Origin of the sequence: Snodgrassella sp., from assembly GCF_024103505.1 — a bacterium.
Taxonomy (GTDB): domain Bacteria; phylum Pseudomonadota; class Gammaproteobacteria; order Burkholderiales; family Neisseriaceae; genus Snodgrassella; species Snodgrassella communis.
Genome location: NZ_JAGGIJ010000003.1, coordinates 116,496 through 130,868, shown reverse-complemented (window position 1 = coordinate 130,868; position 14,373 = coordinate 116,496). Strand labels below are relative to the sequence as shown.

The following is a 14,373-nucleotide window of genomic DNA, read 5'->3' as shown; positions in this document are numbered from 1 at the left end:
TGCAGGCTAATCCACCCAGTTTGCAGCCATCAGCAACTGTCTTTTGACATACTGGCTGTAAACTCTACTTCTATTGATGCGTCAGTATTTAATGCAATCAGAATGTTAATATGAGTCACATGAATAACCAGTCGGTTATTGCTGTTACCAGTGGTGAACCAGCTGGTATTGGTCCCGATATTTGCTTGGATCTGGCTGCCGGTGATTTACCGGGACGCATAGTCGTACTTGGGGATATGCAGCTATTGCAGCAGCGGGCAGCATTACTGGGAAAGAATATAATCATCCAGCCGTATCGGCCAGATGGTAAATCTGCACACGGAATACTGGAAGTGTGCCACACTCCGCTGCAGGTACCGGCACAAGCAGGAATATTAAACGTGCACAATGCTGCTTATGTATTGCAACTTCTGGATAGAGCCCACATTGGCATTCAGCAAAATGAGTTTGCAGCTATGGTGACAGCTCCGGTACATAAAGGAATTATCAACGATAGTGGTATCCAGTTTAGTGGTCATACAGAATATCTGGCGGCCAAAAGTGCAACGCCACGGGTAGTGATGATGCTTGCTGGTGGTGGCCTGAAAGTGGCTTTGGCTACTACTCATTTACCGCTGCGAAATGTAGCCGATACTCTGACAGCAGAACTACTAACAGAAATATTAACTATTCTGCATCTTGATTTACAGCAAAAATTTGGCTTGCTACAGCCACGTATTCTGGTTGCGGGACTTAATCCTCATGCTGGTGAGGGTGGCCATCTGGGGCATGAGGAAAACAATATTATTATGCCGGTAATTGGCCAGTTACAGCAGCAAGGTATGAAAATCACCGGGCCATTTCCGGCAGATACGCTATTTCAGCCTTTTATGCTTGAACAGGCTGATGCAGTTCTGGCGATGTATCATGATCAAGGTTTACCAGTATTAAAATATGCAAGTTTTGGTGAGGGAGTCAATATTACTCTCGGACTGCCTTTTATCCGTACTTCAGTGGATCATGGTACGGCACTGGATCTTGCAGCTACAGGCAAAGCTACCAGTAGCAGCCTGTTTGCTGCCATTAATACCGCGGTTGAAATGAGCCAGTACTGGAAGCCTAATTAGTGCATACACCTGTATTTGATAAATACCAGCAGACATCATAAAATCTAAATTGCTATACGGCATGGGAAATCTGAATATGGCTACGCCGTTTATTGAAATGAAAGATGTGGCTTTCGCCTATGGCGATCGCACCATTTTGAAAAACATTAATTTTAAACTGGAACAAGGTAGCTTCACCGCTATTATGGGTAGTTCCGGTAGTGGTAAAACCACACTGTTGCGCTTAATTACTGGCCAGGTTACCGCACAGCAGGGACAAGTGTTGATTAATGGCCGCGATATTGCCAAATTTAATCGTGAAGAACTGTATCACCACCGCCGCAACATGGGCGTGCTGTTTCAGTTTGGTGCTCTATTTACGGATCTGTCTGTTTTCGATAATGTAGCCTATCCGATGCGTGAGCACACCGATTTGCCGGAAACTATGATTCATGATCTGGTGATCATGAAGCTGAATGCAGTAGGCTTGCGCGGAGTAGAACATTTAATGCCATCCGAGCTTTCCGGCGGCATGTCTCGCCGGGTGGCATTGGCGCGCACAATCGCATTGGATCCGGCACTATTGTTATATGATGAACCATTTACAGGGCTGGATCCGATTTCACTTGGCGTAATAGCCAGTTTGGTAAGTAAAATCAATAAGGCTTTGCAAACCACTAGTGTCATGGTGACACACGATATTCAGCAATCACTGGATATTGCCAGTCATGTAGTATTTCTGGCACATGGAGAAATAATTTTTTCAGGTTCTCCGCATGCAATGAGTAAGCTGGATTCACCATGGGTAAATCAGTTTATTCATGGACTGGCTGACGGGCCTGTAGCATTTCGCTATCCGGCAACCACAACCTTACAACAGGATTTAGATATCGCGTGATGAAAGCAATCGAGCAACTGGGTGCAAAAACCCTGAGTTTTGTCCAGCATCTGGGGCGTGCCGTACTGTTCCTGTTTGCCGTCCTGATGCGTAGTGGAACAGTATTACGCCGTCCGAGCCTCATGATTCGGCAAATGTATTTTTCCGGTGTTCTCTCCATCATAATTATTGCCGTATCAGGGTTATTTGTCGGTATGGTACTGGGCTTACAGGCTTATACGCAGCTGGCTAAATTCAAGTCGGCTGATATCCTTGGTTATATGGTGGCAGCAGCCATGCTGCGGGAACTGGGTCCAGTGCTTGCAGCAATCCTGTTTGCCAGTAGTGCCGGTGGTGCAATGACCAGTGAAATTGGTCTAATGAAAACCACAGAGCAGCTGGAAGCAATGAATGTTATGGCTATTGATCCGGTGGCACGGGTAGTGGCACCGCGCTTCTGGGCTGGTGTGCTTTCCATGCCTTTGCTGGCTTCAATATTCAATGTAGCTGGTGTATATGGCGCTTATCAGATTGGCGTAAACTATTTTGGTATGGACAACGGTGTATTCTGGGGGCAAATGCAGAACAATCTGGATTTTTATTACGATGTAGTGAACGGTCTGATCAAGTCACTTGTGTTTGGTGTAGTAGTCACACTAATCGCGGTTTATCAGGGTTTTTATGCAAAGCCTACTTCAGAAGGCATCTTGCGCGCTAATACACGTACCGTAGTATCCAGTTCTCTGACCATTCTGGCAGTGGATTTTATGCTGACAGCTCTGATGTTTACCAAATAAGATACAGATTAACAGGGTAATGATATGAAAAAAAACAGTCTGGAAATGCTGGTTGGTCTATTCGTTCTAATAGGCATAGTGGCGATCCTATTTTTGTCTTTTCGCGTGGCTGGTGGTAATGGTATCGGTTCTGCACAACCTAGCTATACTGTAACTGCATCATTTAATGATATTGGCGGGCTGAAAGCTCAGGCTCCTGTCAAAATAGCCGGTGTGGTTATAGGAAGAGTGGATAAAATTGTGCTTGATACCAAAGATTATCAGGCAAAAGTTACTTTAAAAATTGATAAGAAATATCAATTAAGCACGGATACTTCTGCACAAATTCTGACTTCTGGATTGTTGGGTGATCAATATATCGGATTGTCTCCGGGCGGTGATCCGGATAATCTTACTGATGGAAGTGAAATTTATCTTACTGGTTCAGCTTTAGTACTGGAACAACTAATCGGTAAATTCATGACTAATTTTGCTGAAGGTAACGCCAAGAGTGATAATAAAACAAATAGTACTGCTGCGAGTAATTAAGCAGTAATATTTAGAGAAAAATAAGTATTCTTAATTTGAAGGATAAAATTATGAAATTAAATAAATCAGCTCTATTAGGAGCATTAAGTATTGGTATTATGAGTATCAGCATTGCATGTGCGACACCACAGCAGGCTGTGACTCAGCTTAAAAATAATGCCGATCAGGTATTGAATATTCTCAGGGCTGCTAATGGCGGTAATGATAACCAAGTGCGCAGACAAGCAGAAAATTATGCAACACCATATTTCGATTTCGAACGTATGACCGCTTTGGCTGTAGGCGCTCCATGGCGGGGAGCAACACCTGCGCAGAAGCAGGCCTTGACACAAGAATTTAAGACATTATTGATTCGAACCTATTCCGGCACAATGCTAAAATTTAAAAATGCACAGGCCAACGTAAACAATAACCCGATAGTGACAAAAAACGGGCGTGAAGTAACTATACGTGTCGATGTTACTGCACCAGGCAGTAAACCAGTACGTATGGATTATGCTACCTATCAATCAGGAAATATTTACCGTATTTATAATGTCACGGTAGAAGGTGCTAGCTTAGTGACTGTTTACCGTAACCAATTCAACCAGACTATTAGCCAAAAAGGGATTGATGGACTGATAGCTGATCTGCATGCGAAAAACGGTAATTAACCGTGCAGACCACTGTGCAGGGTAAAACCCTGATGCTTCATGACAAGATAACCATGAGTACAGTAGGGGAGAGCGATTACAAGCGATTCTGCAATTGTATTCAGAATGAAGGCATTGAAAAAATAGATGTTAGTGGCGTCACTGAAGCTGATTCAGCATGTGTGGCTTTACTAATTGCCGCAAAGCGATTGGCACACAGACAGAAATTTATGTTGCACATCACTGGTGTGCCATCAGGACTGATTACCCTAATGGCACTCTATGGTGTAGAGGAATCTTTACAATGAGTAAGAAAAAGTTGCTGGCAGCCACACTGCTATTATTTCTGAGTCAGGCGGGTTGGGCTGAAGAGCAGGCCTATAAAGACCCCTATGAAGGATATAACCGGGTAATGTTTAATATTAATGATCATTTGGATCGTTACATCATGACACCGGTAGCTCGTGGTTATCGTAAAGTAACACCGTCACCTGTACGTACCGGAGTAAACAACTTTTTCAATAATCTACGCGATGTAGTCAGTTTCGGCAGTAATCTGTTGCGGCTGGATATTGAGAAGGCTAGTACAGATTTTGTACGCGTAGGCATCAATACCACCTTTGGTTTGGGCGGTTTGCTGAATATTGCTGATGCAGGTCAGATTCCGAATAATAAAAATACACTTGGTGACACCTTTGCCTCATGGGGCTGGAAAAACAGTCATTACTTTGTTTATCCGATTTTGGGTCCATCAACCGTACGTGACAGTATTGGTAGCACCATCACTGATGCATTTCCAGTAGAAAATGCTATTTTCAAGGATAACACTGTACGCTGGAGTGTTACCGGCTTAAATGGAGTTGCTACTCGTGAGGCTTTGCTGGATGTAACCGATAGCTTGAATGATGCAGCGCTGGATCGCTATACTTATATGCGTGATATGTATATGAGACTGCGTAATCAACAGGTTGGAGGTACATTATTTCCTGCTGATGATGAGGACGATGACGACGATATCGACAATCTGGTGGCACCAGATGGTGGTAATAGCACCCATACACAGCCAGCATCAGCTACAGCAGATAAACCTGCTGATGCAGCAATCAAGACCTCTGTACCATCTACCAACAGCAAGCATGTAAAAACTGAGCCAGTATCTTCTGCTGAATATGTTGCCGGTACTACTACAGCACCTGCTGATACAGCCTCAGTCAACCAGCCTTACTGGAATGTGCACTAAGCACAAATATGGGCATTGCCAGAATTTAAACTTGTAACTGAAAATCTGGTCGTATTACCACAGGGATGCAATTATGTATGAAGTAAACCGCAGTGTATTTTTGCTCATTCCGCTTGAACCATTCTGGGCATGGTTACAAAACCTGCCAGATATTGATCTGGAAGAGTTATCATTGGAGGTTTTACAGCAGGATGCCAATGCCTATCTGACTTCTGCTCGTGAGGATGCTAATGATTTATGGACTGAAGTTGAGCAGCGTTATCAGGATATTTTTGCTGCTGAACTGGCTGACTGGTGCGAGGATGAAAGCTTATGGCCAACTTTAAGCTTTGATAATTTTAAGGATTGGTTTGGGGTACAGATTTCAACAGTGGTAACCGATCTGGCGCAGGAGGAACTGGCACGCGAAACATTCGTATCTATTGTTCTGAATTAAATCAGTATTATTGCTTATATAAAAAAGCCAATGTTAAACATCGGCTTTTTTATATTAAAAGCTATTCTGTGACATTTATTATTCTGTATTAAAATCACCCTGTTAAACTATAAATTAATTGCAAAATCTTTAATCTTGCTAACCTGATTTAAAATAATCCATTACAATTGTATACAATCAATCAACTTTTAACTTAGTTTATATGTTGTACACAACTGGAATTAACTCATATGCAGTACAGAAGTAAGACTGTATCGCGACGTCGGTTATTATTGGCAGGCAGCGCGGCCATGCTTGGTGTAGCCATGCCACGGATGGCACTGGCTGGAGCACAACGTGAAGAAACGCTTTCTGATGACGTGACTTCCATTATGCGCAATGCTGTCAATAATGCCAATCCACCACGGTTGATTTTTGCTTCACCTGCAGAAGCCAGCCGCTGGTTAAATGCCATGTCAACACGGCTTACGCCATATGTTCCAGATGAGTATGCGCGTAAACGGCTACTTACCAATATCCAGTATGAAGCGATGCGTGCCGGTCTGGATACACAGGTGATACTTGGTTTAATTGAAGTAGAAAGCCGTTTTCGCCAGTATGCTATTTCTGGTGTAGGTGCTCGCGGGCTGATGCAGGTAATGCCTTTCTGGGTAAAGCAGATAGGTCGTCCAGAACATAACTTATTCGATATTCGCACTAACTTACGCTATGGTTGCACCATTCTGCGTTATTATCGAAATCGAGAGAATGGTAATATGGCAAGAGCACTGGCGCGTTATAATGGCAGTTTGGGTCGTACTACTTATTCAAATGCTGTTATTGGTGCCTGGCAGCGGCACTGGCAATGGGCATAACAAGCATTCTGTAACAAAAAATCTTATCAACATGGGTTGTCTGCGAAGATTACCTGTATTCATTATTAGGAAACCACCATGTCTGTTAATAAAGTCATCCTGGTTGGGCGTTTGGGGCGAGATCCGGAAACGCGATATATGCCTAGCGGCGATGCAGTAACCAATTTTTCTATCGCTACTGATGAACAATGGCGTGACCGCAATGGCGAACGCCAGACCCGTACTGAATGGCACAACATTACACTGTTTGGCAAGCTGGGTGAAATAGCCAGCCAGTATCTGCGTAAAGGTAGTCAGGTGTATATTGAAGGCCGTATTCAAAGCCGTAAATACAGTGGCAAAGATGGTATTGAACGAACAGCTTACGACATCATCGGCAATGAAATGAAAATGCTGGGCAGCCGTAATGATGGCGCCAGCGCTGGTGGTGGCTATGATCAGGCCGGTGGCGGTGCTGATTATGCTCAGGGCGGCAATAACTATAGCCAGGGCGGTTATGATGCTGCGCCTGCTGCTTCCAGTCCACCACCGGCAGCACCACGTCGGCAGGCACCACGACCAGCACCAACTCCGGCGCCGGTGGATGATATTGATGACGATATTCCTTTTTAATCATCCAAAATTGATTAAAAACCAATTCATGACTGAATTAGCTGGATAAATTGATTTTTGGTAATTTTCGCCTTTCAGATGTATATTTGAAGGGCGTTTTATTTAATGAGGGAAGACACTAATACTCAAACAACCTATTTAGTGCAGATTGAGTAAACCGAATTGTGATTAATCAGCATAATAGTTGGTTTTAATCTCATTTACTGGTAACTATGCCATATTTTTATACGTTAAAACCTGCATCTTGATTAGGCTAATTGTATCTAATATGTAACTATTCCCTAAAATAGTACAGCCACCTATAGGAGAAATATTTGATTGCTAAAGTAAACATTAAAACTCAGCATTTTTATCCCAGATTAAATGTTCAACAGGAATCCATTTGTGGTCTTTTTCTTCAAACCAAACAGTGAGGTTTTCTTCATCACTGCTAGCCCAAGTTACTTCCCTAATTTTTATATCTCTGCTCCTTATTTCCTTTTGTGTAAATTGTTTGAATAGTCCTACTCTAAATTCGGTAATAAAACCGTCTTTTTTACCCAGAATAAAAGTTTTATCCCACAAGGGCGGGTATTTTTTTATCAGACTATCTACAGGTGTTTGTTCTATCTGATTAAAGTTCATAAATTTTTCCATAGTATCGCTATCGGCCCTATTTAACTCTTTATTAACTACTATGTGACTCTCCCGATTATTCTCTTCTATTACTTCAATTTTATTGTACGAGGCTAGAAGCAGAACAAATAATATGATGAATACGTTTTTATTCATAACTTTATATTAGATAAAAAGTTGTATTAAGGAACATGGCATTTAGCTGATTTAGAATATCATCTAAATGACGCTTATGTAATTCATTTCCTATATTCATTACGCTGATTTGAATCGCTTGTCGCCAATATTAACGCAAATGAAAGCGCACGATCGTTGTATGCTGGAACTTTTTGAAAAAGACTCTTAAAGAACTGCCTGAACAAAGTGCGCTTTACTGAATGGATATTTAACAATAAATAGGGTTAATATTGCTTACGAGATAAGAACAATTAAACTGTATTATTTAATCATATTTGATAAGGCAATTTAGTTTGCATACAAAAGGATTAAATTAAAAGGTTATTGCGTTACATCGTGCTTAATGGTTTATCGATTTGGGCGATAGAAACTAAAATTTACTTCTGTTTGAGAATGGAATAAAACACAATAATGTGGCAAATGTCAGCATAGCTACCGCGCCCCATACAGCACTCCATCCGTAGCCATCGGCAATACAGGCAATGATAATAGGTGTTAGAAACGAAGTGATAAATACGGTAGTACCAACCATACCTAGGGCTGTTCCTGCCCGTTCAATGCCAGCTTTCACCGCCACTTCGGTATAAGCGATACCATGCCACGCATGACCAAATAAACCAGTTAGTACAACAAATACAACACCCATATATGTATTATTCACCATTACACAGAGCAGCAAAGAGGCAATTCCACCAAGTATGGCGTAATATTTTAGTAAGGAAATGCGATTCTTTTTTTTGTCTGTATAGTATCCGGACCAAATCCTGAGCATTCCGCCGCCAATCTGCACACCAATAAGAATAATGGAGATTGATGCCAAACCTATATGTAGAATATCGCGCATGTAAATGCTGCCAAATGTAAGTATGGCCATTTGAGGTACTGTTAGAAAACCAGCCACTATAACAATCTTCCATACTTCAACACTTTTCAGTGGTGAAGGAATAGTGAGCATTGATTTAGATGTATATTCTGATTCGGCGTGTTTGGTATTAATGAACAATACAACTACAAGCCCCACGCTGAAACCTGCGATGGCTAGCACAATAAACATTAGTTCAAAACCATATGAATAGGCCAGCCAAGGCAGTAGCCCTGTACCAATTGCCCCGCCAACCGGAATTGCAGTCTGGCGAACACTCATGGCAAATCCACGCTCATTATCATCAAACCATGACATCACTGTTCTGCCAGATGATGAGTTAATACTGCCACTGAGCGCTCCTGTGACTGCTAGTGCCACTCCCAAGTGTAAATACTTAACGCCGCCAAGTGAAGCCTCTGGCGTAAGTGATATGGCGATTAAGGCATATACTATGGCTGATGACCATAAGCCGAAAATCAGAACTTTTTTATCACCTAATTTGTCTGTCAGAATCCCCCAAATTATTTCGGAAGCTGCAACTCCTAATCCCATTGAACCTAAAACAAAACTAAGCTCGTATAATGAAAAATGGTAAGCATCTCGCATTAAAATTCCAGTGATGGGAGTACCAGCAAAACCCATTGCAAATGTTGCTTGTGCCAGAACACCAATTGCAAGTACAAACCAACGATAATTATTTTTTTTATCCATTTTTGTCTTGCTTTCTTTTAAATATCATACGAAATTGTATGCGTTTTTTGATGCTATGCTGTTTCGGTATGTGAGTAAACAAAATAATTAATATGTAAACATATAATAAATAATCGGTATAATTTTATTATCATATGAATAATGTTTATGTTACTGTGTCAGTTTGTCTATTTTTTAATATTATGCGCAATAATAGTGGATGATGCAGCTATTTATGGTTTTAGGTATAGCTTATGCATACATTAAAGGAGAACTAGATATATTATTGGCATAATGTAATCATAGACCAAACAATGAGCCGATGTTGTGCTGGAATCTGCAAATGTATCGAATGATGGCAAAAATCATCAGCCAATCTTAAAGCAGGAGCTAAGAACTTATTTCTACACCTGCGAAATAAGCTTTGCTATTTTATACTGGTCTGCTAAAATAGCATCTATGGAACAGCGCAAGCCGCCAGAATCGGGCGGCTTGCTTTTTGTTATTAATGCGAAATACCGTTGGAGCATTCGACTTCGGTATCTTGGAGAAATATGATGCAAAAAATTCCATTGACCGTAAATGGTGCCGATTTGCTGAAGCAGGAACTGCAAGAACTCAAGAGTGTGGCTCGTCCGGCTGTGATTGAGGCTATTGCTGAGGCACGTTCACATGGCGATCTGTCGGAAAATGCAGAATACGAAGCTGCTAAGGAAAAACAGGGCTTTATTGAAGGCCGGATTGCTGAAATTGAGCATAAACTTTCTCTGGCACACATTATTGACCCGAAAGAAACCAATGCTGATGGTAAAGTGGTATTTGGGGCAACAGTGAAAATGCAGGATCTGGAAACTGAAGAAGTGGTTAGTTATCAGATCGTTGGTGAAGATGAGGCCGATATTAAACAGGCAAAGATTTTTGTTGGCTCACCGATAGCGCGCGCGCTGATAGGCAAGGAAGAAGGCGATGTGGCTGAGGTTCAGGCACCCAGTGGTGTGCGTGAATATGAAATTCTTGAGGTTTTTTATATTTAGGCAGGTGGTTTTAATCAGTTGCCTGTTGTCTTGGGTTAAACCACTAGGGGTAAATAACTAAGCGATTCATGGAATGAATCGCTTTTGTTTATTCAGTTGTTTCGGATTTCTGGCGGTATAACACCAGCTGTTTGCCGATATGCTGTATCAGTTTTGCACCAGTTGCTGTGCACAGTGCTTCAGCAATGGCAATACGCTGTGCACGGTCGTCGCCAGCTACCTGTACTTTTATCAGCTCGTGTGCATCAAGATTGCGGTTAGTTTCGGCGATTACTTCGGTAGTTAGTCCGTGTTGTCCAATTAGTACAACGGCATGAAGTTGATGTGCACGTGCTTTTAATGCCATTTTATTTTTACTGTTTAGTTTATCAGTTGCCATTTTAGTTTCCGTATGGTTAAAACCTGCTTATCTGGTTAGCAGATACGCTGGTTAGATTGAAATTGGGCTATTTTAAATGAGACATATAAATTTTTATAGTTAATATCAATCTTATTTTATTCAATATGCGTAATATTAGGTATTTCGCAGGATAATTGAATCTGAGCTCATATATCGTGCTTATGGGGTAGGTTGTGATGATGGGCGTGAATTGGTTGGCAGAAGTATGCTGATCAGGCATGACTGATTCGTTGTTTGGGATTTCTATTTGGTATATCAATCTTTGATAATATGTCGCTTAATTGGTGAATTGATTTCAGGTTGATGGCATTTGCTGGGTTGCTTATTTGGATTTGAACATTTAAATTTTGCTTGAGGCTATTTAAGATTAATATATTAGCGTGTATGTAGCGGTATTGTGGGCGCAGGATATCATATTTTTCAGCATATACTTCTGGTTATGCTCAGGGATATTATTTATGCGCTTTTTTCTATACAGAAGTTTGGGACAATGTATAAAGAATCATTGTTCTGTTTTGTTGTTTCAGGCTAATGTTTAACTTGTCTCGTATAAATGATTTTTGTATTTTCGGCGAAAGATTACATAATACAAGTATGTTGATGCATTAACATTTATAATAACAGGACAAAAATTATTGTAGCTTTAGTAAAGTGAGCTACTTAGTCAGGAATAAATATCTTCATGAATAGGAATAGCCAGTTTAATCATATCGGTATAGTGACGCGGCCACAAACGCCGATGATGAGTGCAGTATTGAATGAACTTATTGCTTTTTTATGCAATGAAGGTCTTTCGGTATATCTGGATAGTGAGGCGCAAGCAGATAACCAGATTAATCCGCAGCAGCTTCAATATTGTCATGTCATCAGAAAATCTGATATGGGGCGGCGTTGTGATCTGGTTATTGTACTGGGTGGTGATGGTACATTGCTGTCAGTTGCTCGCAAACTGGCGCCATACCGAGTACCGTTGATTGGCATACATCAGGGGCATCTGGGCTTTTTGACACAAGTGCCTCGAGCACAAATGATAACTGAGCTGTCCGGTATGCTTACTGGAAAATATTTGCCTGAAGAACGTATTTTGCTGGAAGCCACGGTGGTACGCGCCGGTGAGGACGTTTATCATTCGCTGGCGTTGAACGATGTGGTGCTTAGCCGTGGTGCGCTGGGGCAGATGATTGAATTTGAAGTTTTTATTAATAAAGAATTTGTCTACACTCAGCGTTCGGATGGTTTAATTGTGTCTACGCCGACAGGCTCAACAGCATATGCACTGGCTGCAGGTGGCCCGATTCTGCAACCGACTTTGCGTGCTTTTAGTCTAGTACCTATTTGCCCGCAATCAATGTCAAACCGACCAATTGCTGTTAATGATACCAGTGAAATTGAAGTGCTGGTTACTAAAGGCAGTGACGCTCGTGCTCATTTCGATGGTCAGGTATTTTTTGATTTGAAGAGTATGGATAAGGTATGTATCAATCGTTATCGCAATTCTCTCAGAATTCTGCATCCGATTAATTACCAGTATTACAAAACTTTGCGCCAGAAACTGCATTGGGGTGATCAATTGGTATAAGGAGGAAGTAATGGATATAAATCATATTTACTCAATCAGAAATTAATCCTGCTTTGATGAATTTTTGAGGCCAGCTCTAGTTGTAAGGCAAAAGTATCATCTCGACGATAATCAGAAAAATGTGGTAATAATTAATAAAATCGAAATTTATTACAGGTAATTTTAGTTTTTTCTAAAAAAGTGTTTCCTGTTCTTCTAAAAAATACTAAAATCAGGTCTAAATTATTAATGCTTTCTTTCAGAAAGGCTGTTTATGCTTTTGGCGTTATCTTTGCGGGACTTTGTGATTGTTGATGAGCTGAATCTGAGTTTTCAAGGCGGGTTTACTGTTCTGACAGGGGAAACCGGTGCGGGCAAATCGATTACACTGGATGCTTTAGGTCTGTTGCTAGGTGATAAGGCTGATTACGGACAGATTCGCCATGGCGCCAAAGAGGCACAGTTATCTGCGCTATTTGATGTTGGTGATGTACCGCAGGCGTGTGTGCTATTACAGGAACAAGGATTGCTGGCTGAACACGAAACGCAGTTGAGTATCCGTCGCATAATTGATGTGAAAGGAAAAAGCCGCAGCTTTATCAATAATCAGGCAGTAACGCTTGGTCAGTTACGCCAGATTGGCGAATTGCTGATTGATATTCATGGTCAGAATGCCCATCACTCTTTAAATAGTGAAGCCGCACAACGTGTATTATTGGATGCTTTTGCAGGTGCAGATAAGGAAGTTGCGCAGGTACGCGAAGCTTATCAGCGCTGGCATGATGCAGAACGTGAGCTGGAAAAAGCACAAACTCAGGCGGACAGCCTGAATATTGAACGTGAGCGTTTGCAATGGCGCTTTGATGAACTCAATGCATTGAATCTGCAAGAAAATGAATGGGATGCTCTTAGCCAGAGCCATGATGCACTGGTGCATGCAGCTGATATCCTGCATACAGCAGCCAGCGTGGAGGAAATAATTAATGGTGATGATGGCTTGCAAGGCCGTTTATATCACTGCCGGCAGCAACTGGCTGTACTGGCCAATGCTGCGCCTGCTTTTGCCGATAGTGTGACATTATTGGAGTCGGTAGAAGCAGAATTGGGAGAAGTGAGTGCTTATCTGCGCGAAGCCAGTGCTAGTGTTGAAACAGATGAAAATCTGCTTGCACAGCAGGGACAGCGAATGCAGGAATTAATGAGTGTGGCGCGTAAATACCGGTTGGAGCCACCGCAGCTGCCTGAAGAACTGGCTAAGGTTGCAGCTGCCTTGAACGAGTTGGAAGCATCCGCAGATATTGAAGCATTACATGCACGGGTAGCTGAGCGCAAAAATGAATATATGCAGGCAGCTCAGCAGTTATCGGCAAAGCGTCATCAGGCAGCCAAAAAGCTGGCGAAGCAAACCACTGCCCACATGCAGAATCTGGCGATGCAGGGCGCACGCTTTAACATTGAACTTCTAAGTGCCTCACCTTCTTTGCATGGTCTGGAGCAGGTACAGTATCAGGTAGCGGCCAATCAGGGCACACCTTTACGTGCCATGAGTAAAGTGGCTTCCGGCGGTGAACTGGCACGTATCAGTTTGGCGTTGCAGATGGTGACTAGTCAATACAATGCTGTACCTACGCTGATTTTTGATGAAGTAGATACCGGTATTGGGGGGGCTGTGGCCGATGTTGTTGGCCATGCTTTGCGCAGTCTGGGACAAAACCGTCAGATACTGGCTGTCACCCATTTACCACAAGTGGCTGCCTGTGGACAGCAGCATTGGCAGGTACGCAAACACAGCAGTAAGGGGCAGACATTCAGCGAAATAAAGGTTTTAACATCTGCTGAACGTGTTGATGAGATTGCGCGTATGCTTGGTGGTGAAACTATTACCGACACTACGCGTAATCATGCCAAGGAGATGCTGGAGCTGGCGCAAGATTGAAGCTGTTATGCTGGTTTTATCGGGTAAAGCTAAGGAT

The 14,373-nt window shown here is 42.1% G+C and carries 17 protein-coding genes; 14 read left to right on the top strand and 3 right to left on the bottom strand.

The window, feature by feature from the left end:
• The first annotated feature begins 119 nt into the window (after positions 1-119).
• From pdxA to J6578_RS04745, 10 genes are all read left to right on the top strand, one after another.
• Entirely contained in the window at positions 120-1,106 is a 987-nt protein-coding gene (gene pdxA / locus J6578_RS04790) for a 4-hydroxythreonine-4-phosphate dehydrogenase PdxA (RefSeq protein ID WP_287954047.1), read from the top strand.
• A gap of 76 nt (positions 1,107-1,182) precedes the next feature.
• Complete coding sequence (locus J6578_RS04785; protein WP_093091342.1) at positions 1,183-1,983, top strand: ABC transporter ATP-binding protein; 801 nt, start codon at positions 1,183-1,185, stop codon at positions 1,981-1,983.
• Positions 1,983-2,759 carry a lipid asymmetry maintenance ABC transporter permease subunit MlaE gene (gene mlaE, locus J6578_RS04780; RefSeq protein WP_037405015.1) on the top strand — a complete coding sequence of 259 codons (777 nt, stop codon included), beginning with the start codon at positions 1,983-1,985 and terminating at the stop codon, positions 2,757-2,759. The genes J6578_RS04785 and mlaE overlap by 1 nt, the downstream gene beginning before the upstream one ends.
• Before the next feature lie 24 nt (positions 2,760-2,783).
• Positions 2,784-3,287 (top strand): outer membrane lipid asymmetry maintenance protein MlaD, encoded by a 504-nt coding sequence (mlaD, locus tag J6578_RS04775; RefSeq protein ID WP_093091161.1) that lies wholly within the window; start codon positions 2,784-2,786, stop codon positions 3,285-3,287.
• 50 nt (positions 3,288-3,337) lie between these two features.
• Complete coding sequence (locus J6578_RS04770) at positions 3,338-3,940, top strand: MlaC/ttg2D family ABC transporter substrate-binding protein (RefSeq protein WP_093091159.1); 603 nt, start codon at positions 3,338-3,340, stop codon at positions 3,938-3,940.
• A gap of 2 nt (positions 3,941-3,942) precedes the next feature.
• A complete protein-coding gene (locus J6578_RS04765; RefSeq protein WP_093091157.1) occupies positions 3,943-4,227 on the top strand; it encodes an STAS domain-containing protein in 285 nt (94 codons plus the stop codon).
• Positions 4,224-5,159 (top strand): MlaA family lipoprotein, encoded by a 936-nt coding sequence (locus J6578_RS04760; RefSeq protein WP_338126760.1) that lies wholly within the window; start codon positions 4,224-4,226, stop codon positions 5,157-5,159. Before J6578_RS04765 ends, J6578_RS04760 begins: the two co-directional genes overlap by 4 nt.
• A gap of 73 nt (positions 5,160-5,232) precedes the next feature.
• The gene (locus J6578_RS04755; RefSeq protein WP_287954007.1) at positions 5,233-5,595 is read left to right on the top strand and encodes a VacJ; all 363 of its coding nucleotides are present in this window, start codon (positions 5,233-5,235) and stop codon (positions 5,593-5,595) included.
• 230 nt (positions 5,596-5,825) lie between these two features.
• A complete protein-coding gene (locus J6578_RS04750; protein WP_093091151.1) occupies positions 5,826-6,449 on the top strand; it encodes a lytic transglycosylase domain-containing protein in 624 nt (207 codons plus the stop codon).
• A gap of 78 nt (positions 6,450-6,527) precedes the next feature.
• Positions 6,528-7,061, top strand: coding sequence for a single-stranded DNA-binding protein (locus J6578_RS04745; RefSeq protein WP_093091149.1), 534 nt, complete (start codon positions 6,528-6,530; stop codon positions 7,059-7,061).
• A 333-nt stretch (positions 7,062-7,394) separates the two neighbouring features.
• Here the strand turns inward: J6578_RS04745 and J6578_RS04740 are convergent, their stop codons facing one another.
• Positions 7,395-7,832 carry a hypothetical protein gene (locus J6578_RS04740; protein ID WP_287954006.1) on the bottom strand — a complete coding sequence of 146 codons (438 nt, stop codon included), beginning with the start codon at positions 7,830-7,832 and terminating at the stop codon, positions 7,395-7,397.
• 391 nt (positions 7,833-8,223) lie between these two features.
• A complete protein-coding gene (locus tag J6578_RS04735) occupies positions 8,224-9,429 on the bottom strand; it encodes an MFS transporter (protein WP_239427917.1) in 1,206 nt (401 codons plus the stop codon).
• A gap of 306 nt (positions 9,430-9,735) precedes the next feature.
• Here J6578_RS04735 and J6578_RS04730 point away from each other — a divergent pair, with 306 nt between their 5' ends.
• Positions 9,736-9,966, top strand: a complete 231-nt coding sequence (locus J6578_RS04730) for a hypothetical protein (RefSeq protein WP_141683401.1) — start codon at positions 9,736-9,738, stop codon at positions 9,964-9,966.
• Positions 9,966-10,442, top strand: coding sequence for a transcription elongation factor GreA (gene greA, locus J6578_RS04725; RefSeq protein ID WP_037406146.1), 477 nt, complete (start codon positions 9,966-9,968; stop codon positions 10,440-10,442). The genes J6578_RS04730 and greA overlap by 1 nt, the downstream gene beginning before the upstream one ends.
• 88 nt (positions 10,443-10,530) lie before the next feature.
• Here the strand turns inward: greA and yhbY are convergent, their stop codons facing one another.
• Positions 10,531-10,821, bottom strand: coding sequence for a ribosome assembly RNA-binding protein YhbY (gene yhbY / locus J6578_RS04720; RefSeq protein WP_287954005.1), 291 nt, complete (start codon positions 10,819-10,821; stop codon positions 10,531-10,533).
• 703 nt (positions 10,822-11,524) lie between these two features.
• Here yhbY and J6578_RS04715 point away from each other — a divergent pair.
• Positions 11,525-12,421, top strand: a complete 897-nt coding sequence (locus tag J6578_RS04715; RefSeq protein ID WP_093091141.1) for an NAD(+) kinase — start codon at positions 11,525-11,527, stop codon at positions 12,419-12,421.
• 253 nt (positions 12,422-12,674) lie between these two features.
• Positions 12,675-14,336 (top strand): DNA repair protein RecN, encoded by a 1,662-nt coding sequence (gene recN / locus J6578_RS04710; RefSeq protein WP_287954004.1) that lies wholly within the window; start codon positions 12,675-12,677, stop codon positions 14,334-14,336.
• The last annotated feature ends 37 nt before the right edge of the window (positions 14,337-14,373 follow it).

Excerpts from the sequence above, each read along its gene's own strand:
- pdxA (WP_287954047.1), top strand. The coding sequence starts at position 120 with ATGAATAACCAGTCGGTTATTGCTGTTACCAGTGGTGAACCAGCTGGT.
- J6578_RS04785 (WP_093091342.1), top strand. The coding sequence starts at position 1,183 with ATGGCTACGCCGTTTATTGAAATGAAAGATGTGGCTTTCGCCTATGGC.
- mlaE (WP_037405015.1), top strand. The coding sequence starts at position 1,983 with ATGAAAGCAATCGAGCAACTGGGTGCAAAAACCCTGAGTTTTGTCCAG.
- mlaD (WP_093091161.1), top strand. The coding sequence starts at position 2,784 with ATGAAAAAAAACAGTCTGGAAATGCTGGTTGGTCTATTCGTTCTAATA.
- J6578_RS04770 (WP_093091159.1), top strand. The coding sequence starts at position 3,338 with ATGAAATTAAATAAATCAGCTCTATTAGGAGCATTAAGTATTGGTATT.
- J6578_RS04760 (WP_338126760.1), top strand. The coding sequence starts at position 4,224 with ATGAGTAAGAAAAAGTTGCTGGCAGCCACACTGCTATTATTTCTGAGT.
- J6578_RS04755 (WP_287954007.1), top strand. The coding sequence starts at position 5,233 with ATGTATGAAGTAAACCGCAGTGTATTTTTGCTCATTCCGCTTGAACCA.
- J6578_RS04750 (WP_093091151.1), top strand. The coding sequence starts at position 5,826 with ATGCAGTACAGAAGTAAGACTGTATCGCGACGTCGGTTATTATTGGCA.
- J6578_RS04745 (WP_093091149.1), top strand. The coding sequence starts at position 6,528 with ATGTCTGTTAATAAAGTCATCCTGGTTGGGCGTTTGGGGCGAGATCCG.
- J6578_RS04740 (WP_287954006.1), bottom strand. The coding sequence starts at position 7,832 with ATGAATAAAAACGTATTCATCATATTATTTGTTCTGCTTCTAGCCTCG.
- J6578_RS04735 (WP_239427917.1), bottom strand. The coding sequence starts at position 9,429 with ATGGATAAAAAAAATAATTATCGTTGGTTTGTACTTGCAATTGGTGTT.
- greA (WP_037406146.1), top strand. The coding sequence starts at position 9,966 with ATGCAAAAAATTCCATTGACCGTAAATGGTGCCGATTTGCTGAAGCAG.
- yhbY (WP_287954005.1), bottom strand. The coding sequence starts at position 10,821 with ATGGCAACTGATAAACTAAACAGTAAAAATAAAATGGCATTAAAAGCA.
- J6578_RS04715 (WP_093091141.1), top strand. The coding sequence starts at position 11,525 with ATGAATAGGAATAGCCAGTTTAATCATATCGGTATAGTGACGCGGCCA.
- recN (WP_287954004.1), top strand. The coding sequence starts at position 12,675 with ATGCTTTTGGCGTTATCTTTGCGGGACTTTGTGATTGTTGATGAGCTG.